Source organism: Dactylosporangium sp. NPDC049525 (genome assembly GCF_040676755.1).
Taxonomy (GTDB): Bacteria; Actinomycetota; Actinomycetes; order Mycobacteriales; family Micromonosporaceae; genus Dactylosporangium.
The window spans coordinates 94655-110497 of sequence record NZ_JBFAPO010000029.1 but is presented as its reverse complement, the minus strand read 5'-3'; the positions used below and the strand labels follow the sequence as shown (position 1 = coordinate 110497).

The window sequence follows — 15843 nt, the reverse complement described above, 5'->3', positions numbered from 1 at the left end:
TTACGGCCCGACGCTCCTCAGGCGAGCCCCCACACGGCCAGAACCGCGCCGGGCGCGGCAGCGGCCCGGGTCAGTCGGTGCTGGTGTCGTAGGGCAGGCTCTTCGATCCGGGCGCCGCGAACCGCACCCCGAAGGCCCAATGGTCCGGGTTCGCCGGATCGTCCGGGTAGTTGATCCCGAGCCGTTTCCAGAAGTCGACGAAGACCCACGGATCGTCGAGGTGGAACTGGTCGTCGGGCCACGCCTTGACGCCGTGCGGCGGTGCTCCGAGCAGCCTGGCCCATACCCGCCGCAGTGGTCGGGGCCGGGCGAAGTACGGCGCGATCTCCTCCGTGCGCCGCTCGAACACCGCCGCCACGACCGCGGCGTCGCCGGCCCACCGGTGTCTCGCCTCGGCCAGGGTGGTCAGTTCGGAGGTCTGGCCGTCGGGGTCGGAGGCGTACCGGTCCCGCACCTCACCGCAGTCGAACGCCATGTGGTTCCAGTCGTCGCCGTCGTAGTACTCGGCCAGGCTGGCCACCACGCCCAGCTCCCCGGACAGCCACCGGGTCGCCTTGGCCGGCCCGGCGAAGGAGCGCGGCCAGTCCACGACCGACCAGCCGTCGTCCGGGTGCCCCACCGAGGCGACGTCCGACCTGTCGCCCGCGCCGGTCGGGACCACCTCGGCCGGGACACCATGACCGGCGGCATACCGGACGACGGCGTCCGCGACGGCCCGCGAATCGGTGCACCGCAGCGCGGCGATGTGGATGAACCCGCCCATGATCATGACGGTACGCCCGCATCCGGCGCCGCGTTGAGCAACCGCCGGTTCGTCGGCCTACCCCGGTCTGCCCAGCAGGTGGTCGAGGACGCCGTCGAGCTCGGTGGAGGGCGGGGCGCCGTCGAAGTCGAAGGTCACCACCGGGCAGGTGTCGCGGGTGGCGCGCACCTCGCGGGTCTCGCCGAGCACGTCGCGCAGCAGCAGCACGTCCACCGTCCTCGGCTCGGCCGAGCAGTGCAGGTACGGGACCTCGCCGAGCGCTTTCTTCGACACCGCCTCGACCGCCGTGGCCGCGTCGGCCGCGACGCCGCGGTCGGTGACTTCGCGGGTGCGGTCCCAGGTGCCGTCGGCGCCGCGCACGTACCGGCATGCGGTGACGACCGCCAGCGGCACCGGCAGGTAGCGGTGATCCTGCCCGTGGGAGTAGACCCAGACGTCGGAGACCGGCTGCGGGTCGTACCGCGCGTTGGCCGGGCCGGTGGTGAGCCGCTGGACGCAACTGGCCGCGGGCACGTCGGCCGGCCTCGCCACCGCGAGCTCCTGCGCCGTGTACCGGACGTCGAACGCCTCGACCGCGGTGCCGCCCTGGTAGCGGGTGACCGCGCCGCGCCGGACGAACCCGCAGCCGTTGGAGAGCTCGACCGCCGCCTTCGTGCCGTCGCTGTACTCCAGGGTGAGGTAGCCGCCGCCGTCGCCGCCCGTGAAGCAGGGGTCGATGTCGCTGGTCGGCAGGCCGTTGAGCACGGTGATCAGACCGGCGACGTCGCGGGTCAGGACGAGCCGCCGCGGCGGCCCGGGGCGTTCGGTGTTCAGCTCGGGCACCGGGTTGTAGCGGCACAGGACCGCGCGGACCGCGCCGGGCGGGGCCACGTCGCCGGGCGCGGTGGACGGCAGCGCCCAGTTGCCGCCCTCGAACAGCGGCGGCGCCGCCGGGCAGTCGCCGGCCTCCGGCCGGTTCGGTCCGGCCGTGCCGGTGGTGTCCGGTCCGGCGATCTCGTGCGCGTCCGGGCGGGTGGTGGCGACCACGGCGGCGCCGCCGGTCAGGATGAGGGCCACGGCCGCCGCGGTCAGCGCGCCGGTCAGGACCCGCCGGCGACGCACCCGCCGGCCGACCGCGGCCAGCCGGTCCGGTGGCGTCGCGAGGTCGGGCACCAGCGCGTCGAGGAGCCTGCCGATGTCACGGCCGTCGCCGTCAGGATGCGTCATGGTGCTCGACTCCCTCGTCGGTGAGCAGCGCCCGCACGGCGGCGTCCGCCCGCAGCGCCTGCAGGGCCCGGAAGGCCAGGGTCTTCACGGTGCCCTCGGAGCACCCGAGCAGTTCGGCCGTTTCGGCGACGGTGCGGTCCTCGACGTACCGCAGCACGACGACCGCCCGTTGCCGCCCGGTGAGGCGGGCGAGCGCACGGCGCAACCCGTCGCGTCCGGCCGAGTCGGCGGCGACGTCCTCGCTGCTGGCCCGCTCCGGCGGCGCCGCGCTGGGCAGTTCACCCCGCCAGTGCCGCCGCCACCAGCTCGAGTACGTGGTGAACAGCACCCGCCGGACGTACCCCTCCGGATTGCTGCCTCCGGCGATCCTGTCCCAATGCTGCCAGCTGCGGGCGAGGGCGGTCTGCAGGAGGTCCTCGGCCCGCCCGGCGTCACCGGTCAACAGCCACGCGGCGCGCAGGAGCACGTGGGAACGCGCGGCCACGAACTCGGCGAAGCCTTCGGGTGGTGCGGGTGCTCGGGTCATCCGGTTCCTCCTGCCAGTACAACCGGATGGGCCCCGCCGTCGGTTGACAGGCTCGCTGTTACGTTCGCGGTGCGGTGCGTCGCAGTTGGCGCCGCGAGCAGCTCGTGGTGAAGGTCGGCGGTCCAGGCGTTCGCGGCGGCGTGGGTCTTCGGTGCTGCCCGCGGGGGTGGCAGGAGGTTTCGTGACTTCGTCCTCGACGGCGCCGCCGGCCCGGCGGATGTGGCCGCTGTATGCAGCGGGCTTCACCACGGCGTTCGGCGCGCACAGCATCGCCGCGAACCTCGGCGGGTTCTCGGCGGACGCGGTCACGTCGCTGCTGGTGCTGGGCGGGCTGCTGGCGGTGTATGACGGCGCCGAGGTGTTGCTGAAGCCGGTCTTCGGCAGCCTGGCCGATCGGGTCGGTGCCCGCCCGGTGCTGCTCGGTGGGTTGATCGCGTTCGCGGCCGCGTCGGCGGTGTACGTGGTCGCGGACAGTCCGAGCTGGCTGTGGGCGGCGCGGCTGGGGCAGGGCGCGGCGGCGTCGGCGTTCTCGCCCGCGGCGTCGGCGCTCGTCGTCCGGCTCAACCCGGCGGCGAGGCACGGGCGGGCGTTCGGCTCCTACGGCTTCTACAAGTCGATCGGCTACACGCTCGGCCCGCTGCTCGGCGGGTTGGTGGTGTGGGTGGGTGGGCTGCGGTTGCTGTTCGCGGTCCTCATGGTGCTGGGCGCGGCGGTGGCGCTGTGGGCGGTGGTCGCGGTGCCGGTGGTCGTGCCGTTGCCGAAGGCGCGGCAGACGGTGCTGGATCTCGTGCGGCGGCTGACCGATCGGGCGTTCCTGGCCCCGACCGGTGCTCTGGCGGCGGCGACGGCGGCACTGTCGGTCGGGGTGGGGTTCCTGCCCGTTTTCGGCCGGGCGGCCGGGTTGGGCACGGTCGCCACCGGCGCTGCGGTGTCGGTGCTGGCCGCGTGCGCCGCCCTCGTCCAGCCGGCGGCCGGCCGCGCTCTCGACGACGGGCGGCTCACGTCGCGCACGGGCCTCGGTGCGGGGCTGGCGGTCACGGCCGCTGGGCTGGGGTCTGCGCTGCTCCCGGGCCTGCTCGGGGTGCTGGTCGCCGCGGTGCTGATCGGGGCGGGGACGGGGTTGATCACGCCGCTGGGGTTCGCGGCGCTGGCCGCGAGGACCCCGCCGGAGCGGCTTGGGCAGACGATGGGGTCGGCGGAGCTCGGCCGGGAGCTCGGCGACGCGGGCGGGCCGCTGTTCGTGGCTGCCGTCGCGTCCGCCGCTACCCTCAGCGCCGGGTTCGCGGCCCTCGCGGTGGTGCTGGCGTTCGGTGCGGCGACGGCGTTCGCCGTGCGTGACGCCCCGGCGCCGAGGTCTTGACCGGGGCATTTACGTGGCGGTGGCGACGGCGATCGGCGGGCGATCAGTAGTCGCGGGCGGTTCCTCGTGGAGTGGCGTCAGCGTCTGCTGTCGACCGATGAGGTCCTGGTGGACGGCTTCTCGATCGCAAGGTCGGACTTCTTGGACGAAATGCTCTACCGCGGGTCGTACTCCTTCTCGCTGGCGAGCGACGGCGTCCCGGTCAAGTTTCGCCTGACGATCAGAAAGCGGCCGTTCTACCGCGGCCTCGCCTCGTTCGTGCTCGCCACTGCCGACGGCGAGGTCTACAAGGAGCCGTGAGGCCGGGCCGCGGTCAGGTGGGCTTGCGGCGGCGTGGGGGAGTCGGGGGAGTCGCCTCGGTCAGGTGGGCGAGGACCTTGTCGGCGATGCGGCCGAGGGCGGCCACGTCGTGCTCGTCGAGGACGTCGATGAAGTGCCGGCGGACCGAGGCGACGTGATGGATCGCCGCCGCCTGGACGATCTCCCAGCCGGCGTCGGTCAGCGCCACCGTCGCGCCGCGGCCGTCGTCGGCGGAGCCGCCGCGGGCCACCAGGCCGCGCTGCTCCATCCGGCTGACCTGATGTGACAGCCGGCTCACCGACCAGCGGATCGACGCGGCCAGCTCGCCGAGGCGCAGCTGCCGGCCGGGAGCCTCCGACACGGACGTGAGCACGTCGTAGTCGGCGTCGGACAGGCCGGAGTCGGCGCCGAGGTCGCGGGTCAGCTGCAGGTCGAGCAGGTTGCGCATGCGGCGGTACCCGCGCCAGGTGTGCATCTCGGCGTCGGTGAGCCAGCGCGGTTCGGTCATGCGCCAAGCGTACGAGATCTGTTTGACATGTCAAGCAGAACGGACGTAGCGTGTTTGACATGTCAAGCAAGCACGGAAGGCTGCGTCGCCAACGCGGTCGCCACCGGGCTCTACGTCGGCGCCGGGCTCGGACCCGGGCCGCGGGACGGGCTCATGACCGGGCTCGCCGCTCGCGGTCACTCGCTGCGACTGGTCCGCACCCTGATCGAGGTGGCGGTGCTCGGCGCCGGCTGGCTGCTCGGCGGCACCGTCGGCCTCGGCACGTTGCGTACGCCCTCGCCATCGGCCCGCTCGTGGGCTGGTTCATGCCACGGCTCAAGGTCCGTGTTCCCGTCGAAAAAGCCACCATAGCCATACAGAAGGAGCGAACATGACCATCTTCGGAATCGACATCCCCGCCTCGACGACCGTGGACCCGGTCGCCGCCGCCCGCGCCGCGGAGGACCTCGGCTACGACTTCGTCTCCACCTCCGATCACCCCAGCGGCACCGACCCGAGCAACGAGACCTGGACGATGCTCACCTGGATGGCGGCGCACACGTCCCGGATCGGCGTCATGCCGCGGGTGCTCGGCGTGCCGTACCGCAATCCCGCGATGGTCGCCAAGATGGCCGAGACCCTCGACCGGCTCTCCGGCGGCCGGCTGATCCTCGGCCTGGGTGGCGGCGCGTCCGACGAGGAGTTCCGCGCGTTCGGCATCGCCGTGCCGTCGCCACGGGACAAGGTCGACGGGCTGGCCGAGGCCATCGAGCTCGTCCGCGGGCTGTGGACGGAGCCGGCGCTCACGTACCCGGGGCGCCTGCACCACGCGGTGGCCGCGCCGCTGGAGCCGAAGCCCGCCCGGCGGATCCCGATCTGGGTCGGCACGTTCGGCCCGCGCGCCCTGGCCGTCACCGGCCGCCTGGCCGACGGGTGGATGCCGTCGCTCGGGTACGCACCCCTGGACGAGCTGCCGCGGATGCGGGACCGCATCGCCGCCGCGGCGGAGAGCGCCGGCCGCGACCCGGGCGACATCACCTACGCCCTGAACGTCGAGGTGCCCGCCGACGAAACGCCGGAGCGGGTCGCCGAACGGCTGTGCGGGCTCACCCGGATGGGCTTCACCGTGCTCAACCTGAAGCCGTCCGGCCCCAGCCGGGACGAGTTGGTCGAACGCCTGGCCCGTGAGGTCCTGCCGGCCGTGAAGGAGTAGGAGCGGCCCGCCGATTTTGACGGTTCTGTTACGCCCGTGCGTCCCCTGTGTTCTTGACACCCACCGCGCCCGTGGCCAAGATGTATAAACCAAGCGCTTGTTAGGTTTATGACGACGACCACAGTACGAGGCCACACGGCCGGGCGGCGTTCGCCACGAACACTCCTCCTGAGGCTGACGATTCGTATAATTCCGTGACAGGGGTACAAATGGGCGTTTCATCGACGATTCGCATCGTCAGCTGTCTCGCGCTGGCGGCGCTGACCGTCGCCGGCTGCGGCAACAAGGCGGGGGACGACAAGCCGAGCAACGGCACCGCCTCCGGCGCTCCGATCATCATCGGTCTCGACGAGGACAGCACCGGCTCGGGCGCCTCCTACAGCACCATCGCCGGCAAGACGATCCGGCTGGCGATCCAGGACGTCAACGACAAGGGTGGCGTGCTCGGCCGCCCGCTGCAACTGGTGGTCGAGAACGACGAGTCGGACCCGACCAAGGTGCCGGCCGTCCTGCAGAAGCTCGCCAGCCAGGGCGCCAAGGCCCTCTTCCTGCAGAGCGGCAGCGCCGCCATCCTCCAGGCGAAGTCGACGCTCACCCAGCTCGGCCTGCCCGCCATCGCGCCCACCGGCGTCACCGCCACGCTCGTCTCACCGCCGGACAACGAGCTCATCTACATGCTCGCCAACACCACGACGGACTGGGCCTCCGTCTACTGCGGCGCCTTCAAGGCCGCCAACATCACCAAGATCGGCGTGCTCACCGACGACACCACCACCATCGCCGCGCTTGACAAGGCGCTGCTGCCGGCGCTGTCGTGCGTGCAGATCGTGGCCACCGAGAAGGGCGCGGCCAACGCCTCCGACCTGTCCGCGCAGGTCGCCCGGCTCAAGAACGCCAACCCCGACGCGGTCCTGGTGACCAGCGTCGGCGGTGCCTTCGAGGTGCTCGCCCAGAACACCCTGGGCAGCCAGATGAAGGCCACGAAGCGCTTCTCGCTCGCGTCCATCGGCAACCAGCCCTCGTCGTGGAAGCTGGCCGCCCCGGGCGCCCTGGAGGGCCTCATCTTCATGGGCTCCATCAACACGGCCAACCCGCGCACCCAGACGCTCGTCAAGCTGCTTCAGGACAAGTACGGCAAGGACTACGACATCACCGCCTACGACGCCCAGGCCTGGGACTCGGTGCAGGTGCTCAAGCAGGCGATCGAGAAGGCCGGCGGGGTCGACGACTCCAAGAAGCTCAACGAGGCCATCCAGAGCATCAAGGGCTACCCGGCCACCTTCGGCCAGGCCAACTTCACCCTGTCCTTCGGCGCCGACAAGCACCTGGGCGCGGACGGGCCGTGCGGTCTGTCGCTGATCGAGTTCGGCGCGGACAACAAGCCCAAGGGCCCCTGGGCCACCTTCCAGCCGCCGTGCGCAAAGTAAGCCACCGAAGCAAGCAACGGCAGTAGGGAGGTAACAGGTATGGGCCAGCTGCAGCTGTGGTTGTCCGCCCTCGAGATGGGGTGTTTCTTCGGCCTGCTCGCGCTGGCCTACTACCTGGTCCTTGTGGGCGCCGGGTTCTTCAACTTCGCGATTGGGCCGTATGCGATGGTCGGCGGCCTTTGCACGTCGTACCTGGTGCTCTACGAGGACATGAACGTGTGGGTGGCCGCGGCGGTGGCGATCACCGCCGCCGCGGGGCTCGCCGTCGTCACCGAGCTGGTGGTGGTCCGCCCGGTGCAACGGCGCTCCGGCGGCGGCGAACTGCCCGCGCTGGTCGCCGTCGCGGCGGTGCTCTTCGCGATCCAGCAGCTCGGCGGGTACCTGTTCGGCTACACCACGTTGCCCGGGCAGAACGTGTTGACGTTCGACCCGGTGACCGTCGGCGACACGGTGATCCAGCCCAGTACGCTGGTGCTGATCGCGTTCACCGTCGTCGCGTTCGCCGGGCTGGCGGTGTGGATCCGCAGCACCCGCTCCGGCCGGCTGCTGCGCGCCGTCGGGGACAGCACCCACGCCGCCCGGCTGCTCGGCCTGCCCGTCAACCGGGTGCGGCTGATCGCGTTCGTGCTGTCGGGCCTGCTCGCCGGGATCACTGGGCTGCTGTTCGCGCCGAAGGCCGGCGTCAGCTCCCTGTCGGGGCTCAGCTGGGCCCTGTCGGGCTTCCTCGCCATGGTCGTCGGCGGCACCGGCTCGGTGTGGGCGCCGCTCGTCGGCGGGCTGCTGCTCGGCGCGGTCGAGGTCTTCGTCCCCTACTACTTCGGCGGCCAGTCGCACGTGTACGGGCTGCTGATCGTCGCCCTGGTGTTCTTCGCCCTCAAACCGAGCGGCCTGTTCGTGCGGAGGGTACGAGCATGAAACGCATCCCCGGCTCCTTCGGCCTGCTGGGCGGTGTCATCGGCGCGGTGCTGATCCTGCTCTGGGTCGGCGCCGATGGCTACAAGCAGACCCTGGTCACCACGACCGCCACCTACGCGCTGATCGCACTCGGCATGTACGTGCCCTACCTGATGGCCGGGTCGCTGTCGATGGCCTACGGCGCCTACGCCGGCATCGGCGGCTACGCGGTCGGGCTGATCTCCAGCAAGAGCGGCCTGCCGCTGGTCGTCGCGTGGATCGTCGGGCCGATCGTCGCGGCCGCCGTTGCCGTGCTGCTCGGGCTGGCCACCCGGCGGTTGTCCGGCTTCTTCCTCGCCGCGGTGACGCTGCTGTTCGGCATGGCGTTCACCGCCTGGCTGGTGGACGCCGAGGGCATCTCCGGCGGCTCGGCCGGCCTCGGCAGCCTCCGCAAGCTCAACATCCTCGGCTGGCAGCCCGACCACTACGACGTCGTCGTCGGCTCCACCGTGGTCGTGTGCGTCATCGCGTTCCTGCTCGACCGGCTGCGGATGTCGCCGTGGGGCGTGATCGTGCGGACCATGCGCGACGCGCCCCGCGCGGTGGAGGCCGCCGGCGTGCGGGTGCCGGTGATGAACCTGGTGTCCCTCGCCATCGGCGCCGCCATCGCGGCGGTCGGCGGCGGCCTGTTCACCTACTCCGCCGGCAGCGTCACCCCGGACACGTTCACCCTCAACCTGGTGTTCCTGGCCATCTTCATGCCGCTCATCGGCGGCTCGGCCACCCCGTGGGGCGCCGTCCTCGGCGCGGTCATCGCGGTCGAGCTCACCTTGAACTTCCCCGCCGTGGAGACCAGCGGCACGCTGATCCTCGCCCTCGGGGTCCTCGTCATCCTGCTCGTCGCACCGCAGGGCGTGATCGGATATGCGAGCAAACTCGCCAAACTCGCGGGAGGACGCCGTGGCTGAGACGCTCCTCGTCGGAACCGGCCTCACCAAACGCTACGGCGGGGTCACCGCCCTGCAGGACGTGTCGTTCTCGCTCACCGCCGGCGAGGTCCTCGGCCTCGTGGGGCCCAACGGCGCCGGCAAGACGACCCTGGTCGACCTCATCTCCGGCGCGCAGCCGGCCACCGAGGGCTCCCTGACGCTGCGCGGGCAGCGCCTCGCCGGCCCCGCGTCCCGGCGCGCCAAGGCCGGGCTGGCCCGCACCTTCCAGTACCCGCAGCTCGCCCTCGAGCTCACCGTCGCGGAGAACCTGCTGCTCGGCCGGGTCGCCCGGAGGCACGGCACCATCTGGCAGATGATCGCCGGCTCGTTCAGCGGGGCGCTGCGTCCCTATCCGGCCGCCGACACCGCCGCTGTCGCCGCGATCGCCGAGGAGCTCGGCATCGACCGCCTCGACCGGCCCGCCGGCGACCTGTCCCTGGGCGAGCAGCGCCTCGTCGAGGTCGGCCGCGCCCTCGGCCAGGACCCCCTCGTGCTGCTGCTCGACGAGCCGTTCGCCGGCTCCGACGCGGCCGGCGTCACCGGCATCTCCGAGGTCGTGCGCACCGTGCAGCGCCGCGGCCACGCGGTCATCCTCGTCGACCACAACGTCGACCTCGTCGCCGGCCTGGTCGACCGGATCATGCTGCTGGACCGCGGGCAGTCGGTGTTCGACGGCTCGCCCCGCGAATGCCTCGACAGCCCGCAGATGCAGCAGGTGTACTTCGGCGTCACCGAAGAAGCGCCCGAAAGCACTGTTGAAGACGCTCCTGAGGAGGTCGACCGTGTCGGCTCATGAGCTGCGCCTGGAAGGGCTGACCGTCCGGTACGGGCACGCCAGCGCCGTCGCCGGCGTGGACGTCGTCGCGCCCGGCGGCGTGATCACGGCCCTGGTCGGGCCGAACGGCGCCGGCAAGAGCAGCGCCCTGCTCGCCGCGTACGGCTCCGTCGCCGCGACCGGCCGGGTGTTCCTCGACGGCGAGGACGTCAGCAAGCTCAAGCCCGCCGCCCGGGCCCGCGCCGGGATCGCCGTCGTGCCCCAGGGCCGCCAGCTGTTCCCGAAGCTCAACGTCGTGGACAACCTGCAGGTCATGGCGGAGCTGCTGCGGCTGCCGCGCAGCGCGGTGCAGACCGCGATCGACCGCTTCCCGATCCTGCGGACCCGGATGAAGAGCCTCGTCGGCGTGCTGTCCGGCGGCGAGCAGCAGATGCTCGTCGTGTCCCGGGCACTGATGGGCTCGCCGCGGGTGCTGCTGCTGGACGAGATGATGACCGGGCTCGCTCCGCTCGTCGTGCAGGAGCTGCTGCGCACCGTCACCCAGCTCGCCGGCGAGGGCGTCGCGGTGCTCATGGCGGAGCCCGCCCTCGGCGCGGTCCGCGGCGCCGTCGACCGCGGCTACGTCCTGGTCCGCGGCGAGGTCGTCGCGACCCGCGAGGACGGCGGCGCGGCCCTCGACGACGAGTACCGCACCCGCATGGGCGTGCTGAAAACGGCGGCGCACTGACCGCTGTACCCTCCTGCGCGTGGGCGCGGACGCCGAGGTATAGCCGCCGCTACCGGCACACGGTGGTGCCCGGCCCGATCGACCTGATCGGCGGCGCCGGGCCCACCCCGTGGTAGTTCGGCTGCTCAGCGTTTGAGCATGAGCGGCATCACCGCGTGGACCTGGTCGACGAGGGTGGCGAGCGACTCGGGGTGCCCGCCGACGTGTTCCAGCAGCGCCTGCTGGAACAGCCCGTCCAGCATGCCGTAGGCGACCTGAGGTTCCAGCGCCGCCGGTCGGTCGGCGAGTTCGGCATACCGGCTCACGACCCGCCAGATCATCTCCTGGAGCGTCCTGTCGATCGAGGTGACGGCCTCGCGGAGCTGCTCCTCGAACATGCTCTGGGTGCGCAGGTCATACCAGAGGCGGTGCATCGGTGCCTCGTCGCGGATCGTCTCGGCGAGCTTGTCCGCGAACGCGTCGAGCAGGCCGTCCGCGGTGGTGGCGTCGGCGATGACGGAGTCGTAGCGGGTGACGCAGCGTGCCTTGTAGTAGCGGACGCTGTGGATGACCAGCTCCAGCTTGTCCTGGAAGTAGTAGTGCACGACACCGTGGCTGAACGGGGAGTTGTTCGCGATCTCCCGCAGGGTGGTGCGCGCATACCCGAGCTCGCCCAGGGTCTTGAGCGCCGACTCGGCGAGCTGGTCACGACGCGCGTCGAACTTGTCCACGGCGCGCATGGCGCCTCGGCGCGCGGTCTGAGCTGGGGCCACCCCCGCATCCTAGGCGTTCGATCCGGGTTCTGGCCACCTGTCCAACTTTCGTTGGACACACGTCAAGGTTTCTCTTGACAAGCGTCAAGACGCGGGACTGTGATGGGGGTCTCAACCCCGCCGCACACCCCCTGGGAGAGCACCCCATGACCCAACTTGATCTGAACGGACGCAGGGCACTGGTGACGGGCGCCGCCCAGGGCCTGGGTGAGGGCATGGCCCGGGCGCTGGCCGCCGCCGGCGCGAAGGTCGTCGTCGCCGACCTGCAACAGGACCTGGGCCCGAAGGTGGCCGAGTCGCTCGGCGAAGGGCACGGCTTCGTGCACCTCGACGTCACCGACGACGCCGGCTGGGAGAGCGCCGTCGCTCAGGCCACCGAGCTGCTCGGCGGCCTGGACATCCTCGTCAACAACGCCGGCATCGAGATCACCAGCCTGCTCGTCGACCTGGACGCCGCGGCCGCCCGCAGGCAGCTCGAGGTGAACCTGCTCGGCACGGCGCTCGGCATCAAGCACGCGTTCCGCACTATGCGCCCGGGCGGCCCGGCCGGCTCCGGCGGCGTGGTCATCAACGTGGCCTCGGTCGCCGCGACCATCGCGTTCCCCGGCATCGGCGTGTACTCGGCCACCAAGTCCGGCGTCGACCGGCTCACCCGCGTCGCCGCGATGGAGTCCGGCAAGCTCGGCTACGGCGTGCGGGTCAACTGCGTCTACCCCGGCCTGGTCCCGACCGCGATGGGCGCCGGGCTGGCCAACGACGTCGCCCGCATCGGCCTGTTCGGCTCGCCGGAGGAGGCGGTCGGCGCGGTCATCGGACTCACCCCGTCGGGCCGGCTCGGCGAGGTCGCCGACATGGCCGCCGCGGTGGTCTTCCTGGCCTCCGACGCGGCGAGCTTCATCAACGGGGTCGGCCTGCCCGTCGACGGCGGAATGGGGATGTGACCATGGGAAACAAGCCCGTCGTCGTCTACGGCGCGTCCGGCTACACCGGCCGGCTGATCTGCGAATACCTGCGCGAGTACAACGTCCCGTTCATCGCCGCCGGCCGCAACGCGGGCAAGCTCAAGGCCGCGATGGAGGCGAACGTGGCCGGCATCGAGACGGCCGACTACGAGATCGTCGAGGTCGGGCACGACGCCGAGGCGCTGCGGGACCTCTTCGCCGGCGCCGAGGTCGTGTGCAACACCGTCGGCCCGTTCGCCAAGCTCGGCCCCTCGGTGGTCGAGGCGTGCCTGGCCACCGGCACCCACTACCTCGACACCACCGGTGAGCAGGACTGGCTCATCACCTGCGACGAGCAGTACGGCGCCGCCTTCGCCGCCGCCGGCCTGCTGCTGGCACCCGGCGTCGCCCACATGTACACCACCGGCGAGATCGCGGCGGAGCTGTGCCTGGAGCGGCCCGGCCTGGACACCCTCGACATCGCGGTGTTCTGGGGCGGCAGCCCGACGGTCGCGTCGACCCTCACGATCCTCGTCAACGCCGCGCTCGCCGGCGCCTTCCACCTCGAACAGAACCGGTACGTCCCGTGGGACCCGGACGCCGGGCTCTACCAGCTCGTCATTCCCGGCCAGCACGAGCTCGCGCTGGCCCTGCCCTGGGGCGGCACGTCGCATCCGGTCTGGTACCGGCGCGACCCGCGGGTCGCCAACGTCAAGGTGCTCGGCGGCGTGTTCAACCGGCCGCTGATGCTGGGCGTCCCGCAGATCGTGGCCGCCGCCGTCGAGGCGACGAAGGACCTGCCGCCCGACGAGCAGTACGCCGCGCTGACGGCCACCGCCGCGCAGGTGATGAACCAGATGCCGCCCCGGGAGAACCCGCGGGTCAACAAGTCCCTGGACTCGGTGCACGCATCCGGGCCGCTCGGCCGGGCGCACTGCGTGATCCACGGCAACTCCAACTACAAGCAGACCGGCCTGCTGCAGGCGTACGCGGCGTACTCGCTGCTGCAGCGCGCGCCGAAACGCACCGGCTTCGCCTCGGGCTGCCAGGCGTTCGGGCACCGCGAGCTGCTCGGCGTGCTCAGCAGCTTCGGGCTGGTCCGCGAACCCGTCGTCACCGTCGGGAGCTGATCGCCGTGCGGCTGGTCGACTACCTGGACAAGGGCGCGTCGCTCGACGCCGGCGCGCCCTGCCTGACCACCGACGGGCGGAGCCGCTCCTACGCCGAGGTGCAGCAGCTCAGCCGAAGGATCGCGGGCGCCCTGGCGGCGCGGGGCGTGCGCCCCGGCGACCGGGTCGCGATCCTGTCGGCCAACGATCCGACGGCCTTCAGCTGCGTGTTCGGCATCAGCCGGGCCGGTGCCGTGTGGTGCCCGATCAACCCGCGCAACGAGGCGGCCGAGAACCGCGAACTGCTCGACCTGTTCGGCTGTGTCGCGCTGATCTTCCAGGGGAAGTTCGCCGCGCTGGTCGGGCAGATCCGCGCCGACCTGCCGGACCTCACCACGCTGGTCTGCCTCGACGGCGCGGTCGACGCGGACGGCGCGGTCGAGGGCGCGCTGGGCTGGGAGGAGTTCCTCGCCCTCGGCGGCACGCCCGTGGACGAGCCGGCCCATGACGACCTGGCGATGATCGTCGGGACCGGCGGGACCACCGGGCGGCCCAAGGGCGTCGAGTTGACCGCGACGAACATCGAGACGATGACGGCCATCACGCTGATGAGCTACCCGTTCGACGGCCGCCCGGTCTACCTCGCCCTCGCGCCGCTCACCCACGCCGCGGGCGTGCTGTGCTTCCCGGTGCTGGCACTGGGTGGCGAGATCGTCGTGATGCGCGGCCCCGGGATCGGCGTCTTCCTGGACCTGATCCAGACCCATCGGGTCACGCACACGTTCCTGCCGCCCACGCTGATCTACATGCTGCTCGCCCACGAGTGCCTCGACGACACGGACCTGTCGTCGCTGCAGTGCTTCTGGTACGGCGCCGCGCCGATCTCGCCCGCCCGCCTCGAGGAAGCGCTCCGGCGGATCGGCCCGGTCATGGCGCAGCTGTTCGGTCAGACCGAGGCACCCATGATGATCTCCACCATGGCACCGCGGGACCATTTCCGCCCCGACGGCACGATCGCCACCGAGCGGCTCGCCTCCGCCGGCCGGCCCACACCGCTGGTCACGGTCGCGATCATGGGGGACGACGGCGCGCTGAAGGGCCGGCGGGAGACCGGCGAGATCGTCGTGCGCGGCTCGCTGGTCATGCGCGGGTACCACCACGACCCGGCGGCCACCGCGGCGGCGTCGGCGCACGGCTGGCACCACACCGGCGACATCGGCTACCTGGATGAGGACAACTACCTGTTCATCGTCGACCGCGCCAAGGACATGGTGATCACCGGCGGCTTCAACGTCTACTCCACCGAGGTCGAGCAGGCGATCATGCGGCATCCCGCCGTGCAGGACTGCGCCGTCGTCGGGCTGCCGGACGACAAGTGGGGCGAACGGGTCACCGCCGTGGTCCAGCTGCGCGCCGGGCACTCCGCCGATCCGTCGGAGATCGGGTCGTTCGTCCGCGAGCGGATCGGCGCGGTGAAGACCCCCAAGCAGATCGAGATCTGGCCGGACCTGCCCCGGTCCAAGGTCGGCAAGGTCCTGAAACGCGACATCAAGGCCACCCTGACGTCCTGATCGTGCGAGCGGCTGTTGAAAGGTCGTACGAGCCGGCTGTGGAAAGGGCGCCGTCAGGCGGCGTAACCGCCGTCGACGTCGAGCTTCTGGCCGGTGATGAACCGGGCCCGGTCGCTGGCGAGGAAGCACACCGCCTCGGCCACGTCCGCGGCCGTGCCGAACATCCGCAGCGGGATGTTGGCCCGCGTCACCTCCAGGGCGCGCTCGTCCAGGTCGCCGTCGGCGATGAGCCGGACCGCCATGCCGTCGGTGAGCATGCCCGGTCCCACGCAGTTCGCCCGCACACCGAAGCGTCCCTCCTCGGCGGCGATCCCGCGTACCAACGCCTCCACCGCCGCCTTCGGGGCCGCGGAAAGGCCGTCGCGGACGGGAAACCGGCGGGTGGCGGCGGTGGTGACCGCGACCAGGCTGCCCCGCGACTCGCGCAGCCGGGGCAGTGTGGCGGCGAGGATGTTGAAGAACCCGGCCACGTCGTCGGTGAGCTGTGCGGAGAACCGCTCCGGCGCGACCCGGCTCAGGTGCAGCATCGGTACATGAGGACCGGCGGCATGCACGAGCGTGTGCACGACCGGTGCGGCGTCGATCAGCGCCGCGCACGACGCCGGGTCGCTCAGCTCGACCCGGTGCGCGGTCGCGTCCGGAAGTTCGGCGGCGAGGGCCTCTGCCGCTGCGGCGTTGCCCCGGTACGCCAGCAGCACGCGGCTGCCCCGGGCGGCGAGGAGGCGGGCGACGGCGGTGCCGATGCCACCCGTGGCACCGGTGACGACGGCGACGCCCTTGCGGAACCTGAAATCCATGCGCTT

General features: G+C 71.9%; 17 protein-coding genes and 1 pseudogene. 12 read left to right on the top strand and 6 right to left on the bottom strand.

The features are described from left to right. Nucleotides 1-70: 70 nt before the first annotated feature. The 3 genes from AB0K00_RS33865 to AB0K00_RS33855 are packed head-to-tail and all read right to left on the bottom strand — an operon-like array spanning nt 71 to nt 2495. Nucleotides 71-763: a hypothetical protein gene (locus AB0K00_RS33865; protein ID WP_363528861.1), complete on the bottom strand. Its 693-nt coding sequence runs from the start codon at nt 761-763 to the stop codon at nt 71-73. A 57-nt stretch (nt 764-820) separates the two neighbouring features. Next, entirely contained in the window at nt 821-1969 is a 1149-nt protein-coding gene (locus AB0K00_RS33860) for a hypothetical protein (protein WP_363528859.1), read from the bottom strand. Beyond that, a complete protein-coding gene (locus AB0K00_RS33855) occupies nt 1956-2495 on the bottom strand; it encodes a SigE family RNA polymerase sigma factor (RefSeq protein WP_363528856.1) in 540 nt (179 codons plus the stop codon). Before AB0K00_RS33855 ends, AB0K00_RS33860 begins: the two co-directional genes overlap by 14 nt. 181 nt (nt 2496-2676) lie before the next feature. Between AB0K00_RS33855 and AB0K00_RS33850 the strand changes: the two genes are divergently transcribed. After that, nucleotides 2677-3855 (top strand): MFS transporter, encoded by a 1179-nt coding sequence (locus AB0K00_RS33850; RefSeq protein ID WP_363528853.1) that lies wholly within the window; start codon nt 2677-2679, stop codon nt 3853-3855. A gap of 141 nt (nt 3856-3996) precedes the next feature. Next, nucleotides 3997-4155, top strand: a complete 159-nt coding sequence (locus AB0K00_RS33845; protein ID WP_363528850.1) for a hypothetical protein — start codon at nt 3997-3999, stop codon at nt 4153-4155. Nucleotides 4156-4168: 13 nt separating this feature from the next. Here AB0K00_RS33845 and AB0K00_RS33840 read toward each other — a convergent pair whose 3' ends face one another. Continuing rightward, on the bottom strand, nt 4169-4663 hold the full coding sequence (locus AB0K00_RS33840) for a MarR family winged helix-turn-helix transcriptional regulator (protein ID WP_363528847.1): 495 nt from the start codon (nt 4661-4663) through the stop codon (nt 4169-4171). Nucleotides 4664-4741: 78 nt separating this feature from the next. Here AB0K00_RS33840 and AB0K00_RS33835 point away from each other — a divergent pair. The 7 genes and pseudogenes from AB0K00_RS33835 to AB0K00_RS33805 form a co-directional block, all read left to right on the top strand. Next, a pseudogene (locus AB0K00_RS33835) lies at nt 4742-5037 on the top strand (hypothetical protein); the annotation flags it as partial. After that, on the top strand, nt 5034-5855 hold the full coding sequence (locus tag AB0K00_RS33830) for an LLM class flavin-dependent oxidoreductase (protein ID WP_363528844.1): 822 nt from the start codon (nt 5034-5036) through the stop codon (nt 5853-5855). The pseudogene AB0K00_RS33835 and the gene AB0K00_RS33830, both read left to right, overlap by 4 nt. 209 nt (nt 5856-6064) lie before the next feature. Then, nucleotides 6065-7282 carry an ABC transporter substrate-binding protein gene (locus tag AB0K00_RS33825; protein WP_363528841.1) on the top strand — a complete coding sequence of 406 codons (1218 nt, stop codon included), beginning with the start codon at nt 6065-6067 and terminating at the stop codon, nt 7280-7282. Between the two features lie 39 nt (nt 7283-7321). Continuing rightward, nucleotides 7322-8197 carry a branched-chain amino acid ABC transporter permease gene (locus AB0K00_RS33820; RefSeq protein WP_363528838.1) on the top strand — a complete coding sequence of 292 codons (876 nt, stop codon included), beginning with the start codon at nt 7322-7324 and terminating at the stop codon, nt 8195-8197. After that, nucleotides 8194-9144, top strand: a complete 951-nt coding sequence (locus AB0K00_RS33815; protein ID WP_363528835.1) for a branched-chain amino acid ABC transporter permease — start codon at nt 8194-8196, stop codon at nt 9142-9144. The genes AB0K00_RS33820 and AB0K00_RS33815 overlap by 4 nt, the downstream gene beginning before the upstream one ends. Further along, nucleotides 9137-9961 carry an ATP-binding cassette domain-containing protein gene (locus tag AB0K00_RS33810; protein ID WP_363528832.1) on the top strand — a complete coding sequence of 275 codons (825 nt, stop codon included), beginning with the start codon at nt 9137-9139 and terminating at the stop codon, nt 9959-9961. The genes AB0K00_RS33815 and AB0K00_RS33810 overlap by 8 nt, the downstream gene beginning before the upstream one ends. Then, nucleotides 9948-10667, top strand: coding sequence for an ATP-binding cassette domain-containing protein (locus tag AB0K00_RS33805; RefSeq protein WP_363528829.1), 720 nt, complete (start codon nt 9948-9950; stop codon nt 10665-10667). Before AB0K00_RS33810 ends, AB0K00_RS33805 begins: the two co-directional genes overlap by 14 nt. Before the next feature lie 125 nt (nt 10668-10792). Here the strand turns inward: AB0K00_RS33805 and AB0K00_RS33800 are convergent, their stop codons facing one another. Beyond that, a complete protein-coding gene (locus AB0K00_RS33800) occupies nt 10793-11386 on the bottom strand; it encodes a TetR/AcrR family transcriptional regulator (RefSeq protein ID WP_363528826.1) in 594 nt (197 codons plus the stop codon). Nucleotides 11387-11565: 179 nt separating this feature from the next. Here AB0K00_RS33800 and AB0K00_RS33795 point away from each other — a divergent pair, with 179 nt between their 5' ends. From AB0K00_RS33795 to AB0K00_RS33785, 3 genes are read left to right on the top strand one after another with little or no spacing between them, the layout of a single operon-like run. Further along, on the top strand, nt 11566-12360 hold the full coding sequence (locus AB0K00_RS33795) for an SDR family oxidoreductase (protein WP_363528823.1): 795 nt from the start codon (nt 11566-11568) through the stop codon (nt 12358-12360). A 2-nt stretch (nt 12361-12362) separates the two neighbouring features. After that, a complete protein-coding gene (locus AB0K00_RS33790) occupies nt 12363-13490 on the top strand; it encodes a DUF5938 domain-containing protein (protein ID WP_363528820.1) in 1128 nt (375 codons plus the stop codon). Between the two features lie 5 nt (nt 13491-13495). Then, on the top strand, nt 13496-15040 hold the full coding sequence (locus AB0K00_RS33785; protein WP_363528817.1) for an AMP-binding protein: 1545 nt from the start codon (nt 13496-13498) through the stop codon (nt 15038-15040). Between the two features lie 53 nt (nt 15041-15093). On the opposite strand, the gene AB0K00_RS33780 is transcribed toward AB0K00_RS33785, so the two are convergent. Further along, nucleotides 15094-15837, bottom strand: a complete 744-nt coding sequence (locus AB0K00_RS33780) for an SDR family oxidoreductase (RefSeq protein ID WP_363528814.1) — start codon at nt 15835-15837, stop codon at nt 15094-15096. Nucleotides 15838-15843: the final 6 nt, after the last annotated feature.

Excerpts from the sequence above, each read along its gene's own strand:
- AB0K00_RS33865 (WP_363528861.1), bottom strand. The coding sequence starts at position 763 with ATGGGCGGGTTCATCCACATCGCCGCGCTGCGGTGCACCGATTCGCGG.
- AB0K00_RS33860 (WP_363528859.1), bottom strand. The coding sequence starts at position 1,969 with ATGACGCATCCTGACGGCGACGGCCGTGACATCGGCAGGCTCCTCGAC.
- AB0K00_RS33855 (WP_363528856.1), bottom strand. The coding sequence starts at position 2,495 with ATGACCCGAGCACCCGCACCACCCGAAGGCTTCGCCGAGTTCGTGGCC.
- AB0K00_RS33840 (WP_363528847.1), bottom strand. The coding sequence starts at position 4,663 with ATGACCGAACCGCGCTGGCTCACCGACGCCGAGATGCACACCTGGCGC.
- AB0K00_RS33830 (WP_363528844.1), top strand. The coding sequence starts at position 5,034 with ATGACCATCTTCGGAATCGACATCCCCGCCTCGACGACCGTGGACCCG.
- AB0K00_RS33825 (WP_363528841.1), top strand. The coding sequence starts at position 6,065 with ATGGGCGTTTCATCGACGATTCGCATCGTCAGCTGTCTCGCGCTGGCG.
- AB0K00_RS33820 (WP_363528838.1), top strand. The coding sequence starts at position 7,322 with ATGGGCCAGCTGCAGCTGTGGTTGTCCGCCCTCGAGATGGGGTGTTTC.
- AB0K00_RS33815 (WP_363528835.1), top strand. The coding sequence starts at position 8,194 with ATGAAACGCATCCCCGGCTCCTTCGGCCTGCTGGGCGGTGTCATCGGC.
- AB0K00_RS33800 (WP_363528826.1), bottom strand. The coding sequence starts at position 11,386 with ATGCGCGCCGTGGACAAGTTCGACGCGCGTCGTGACCAGCTCGCCGAG.
- AB0K00_RS33795 (WP_363528823.1), top strand. The coding sequence starts at position 11,566 with ATGACCCAACTTGATCTGAACGGACGCAGGGCACTGGTGACGGGCGCC.
- AB0K00_RS33790 (WP_363528820.1), top strand. The coding sequence starts at position 12,363 with ATGGGAAACAAGCCCGTCGTCGTCTACGGCGCGTCCGGCTACACCGGC.
- AB0K00_RS33780 (WP_363528814.1), bottom strand. The coding sequence starts at position 15,837 with ATGGATTTCAGGTTCCGCAAGGGCGTCGCCGTCGTCACCGGTGCCACG.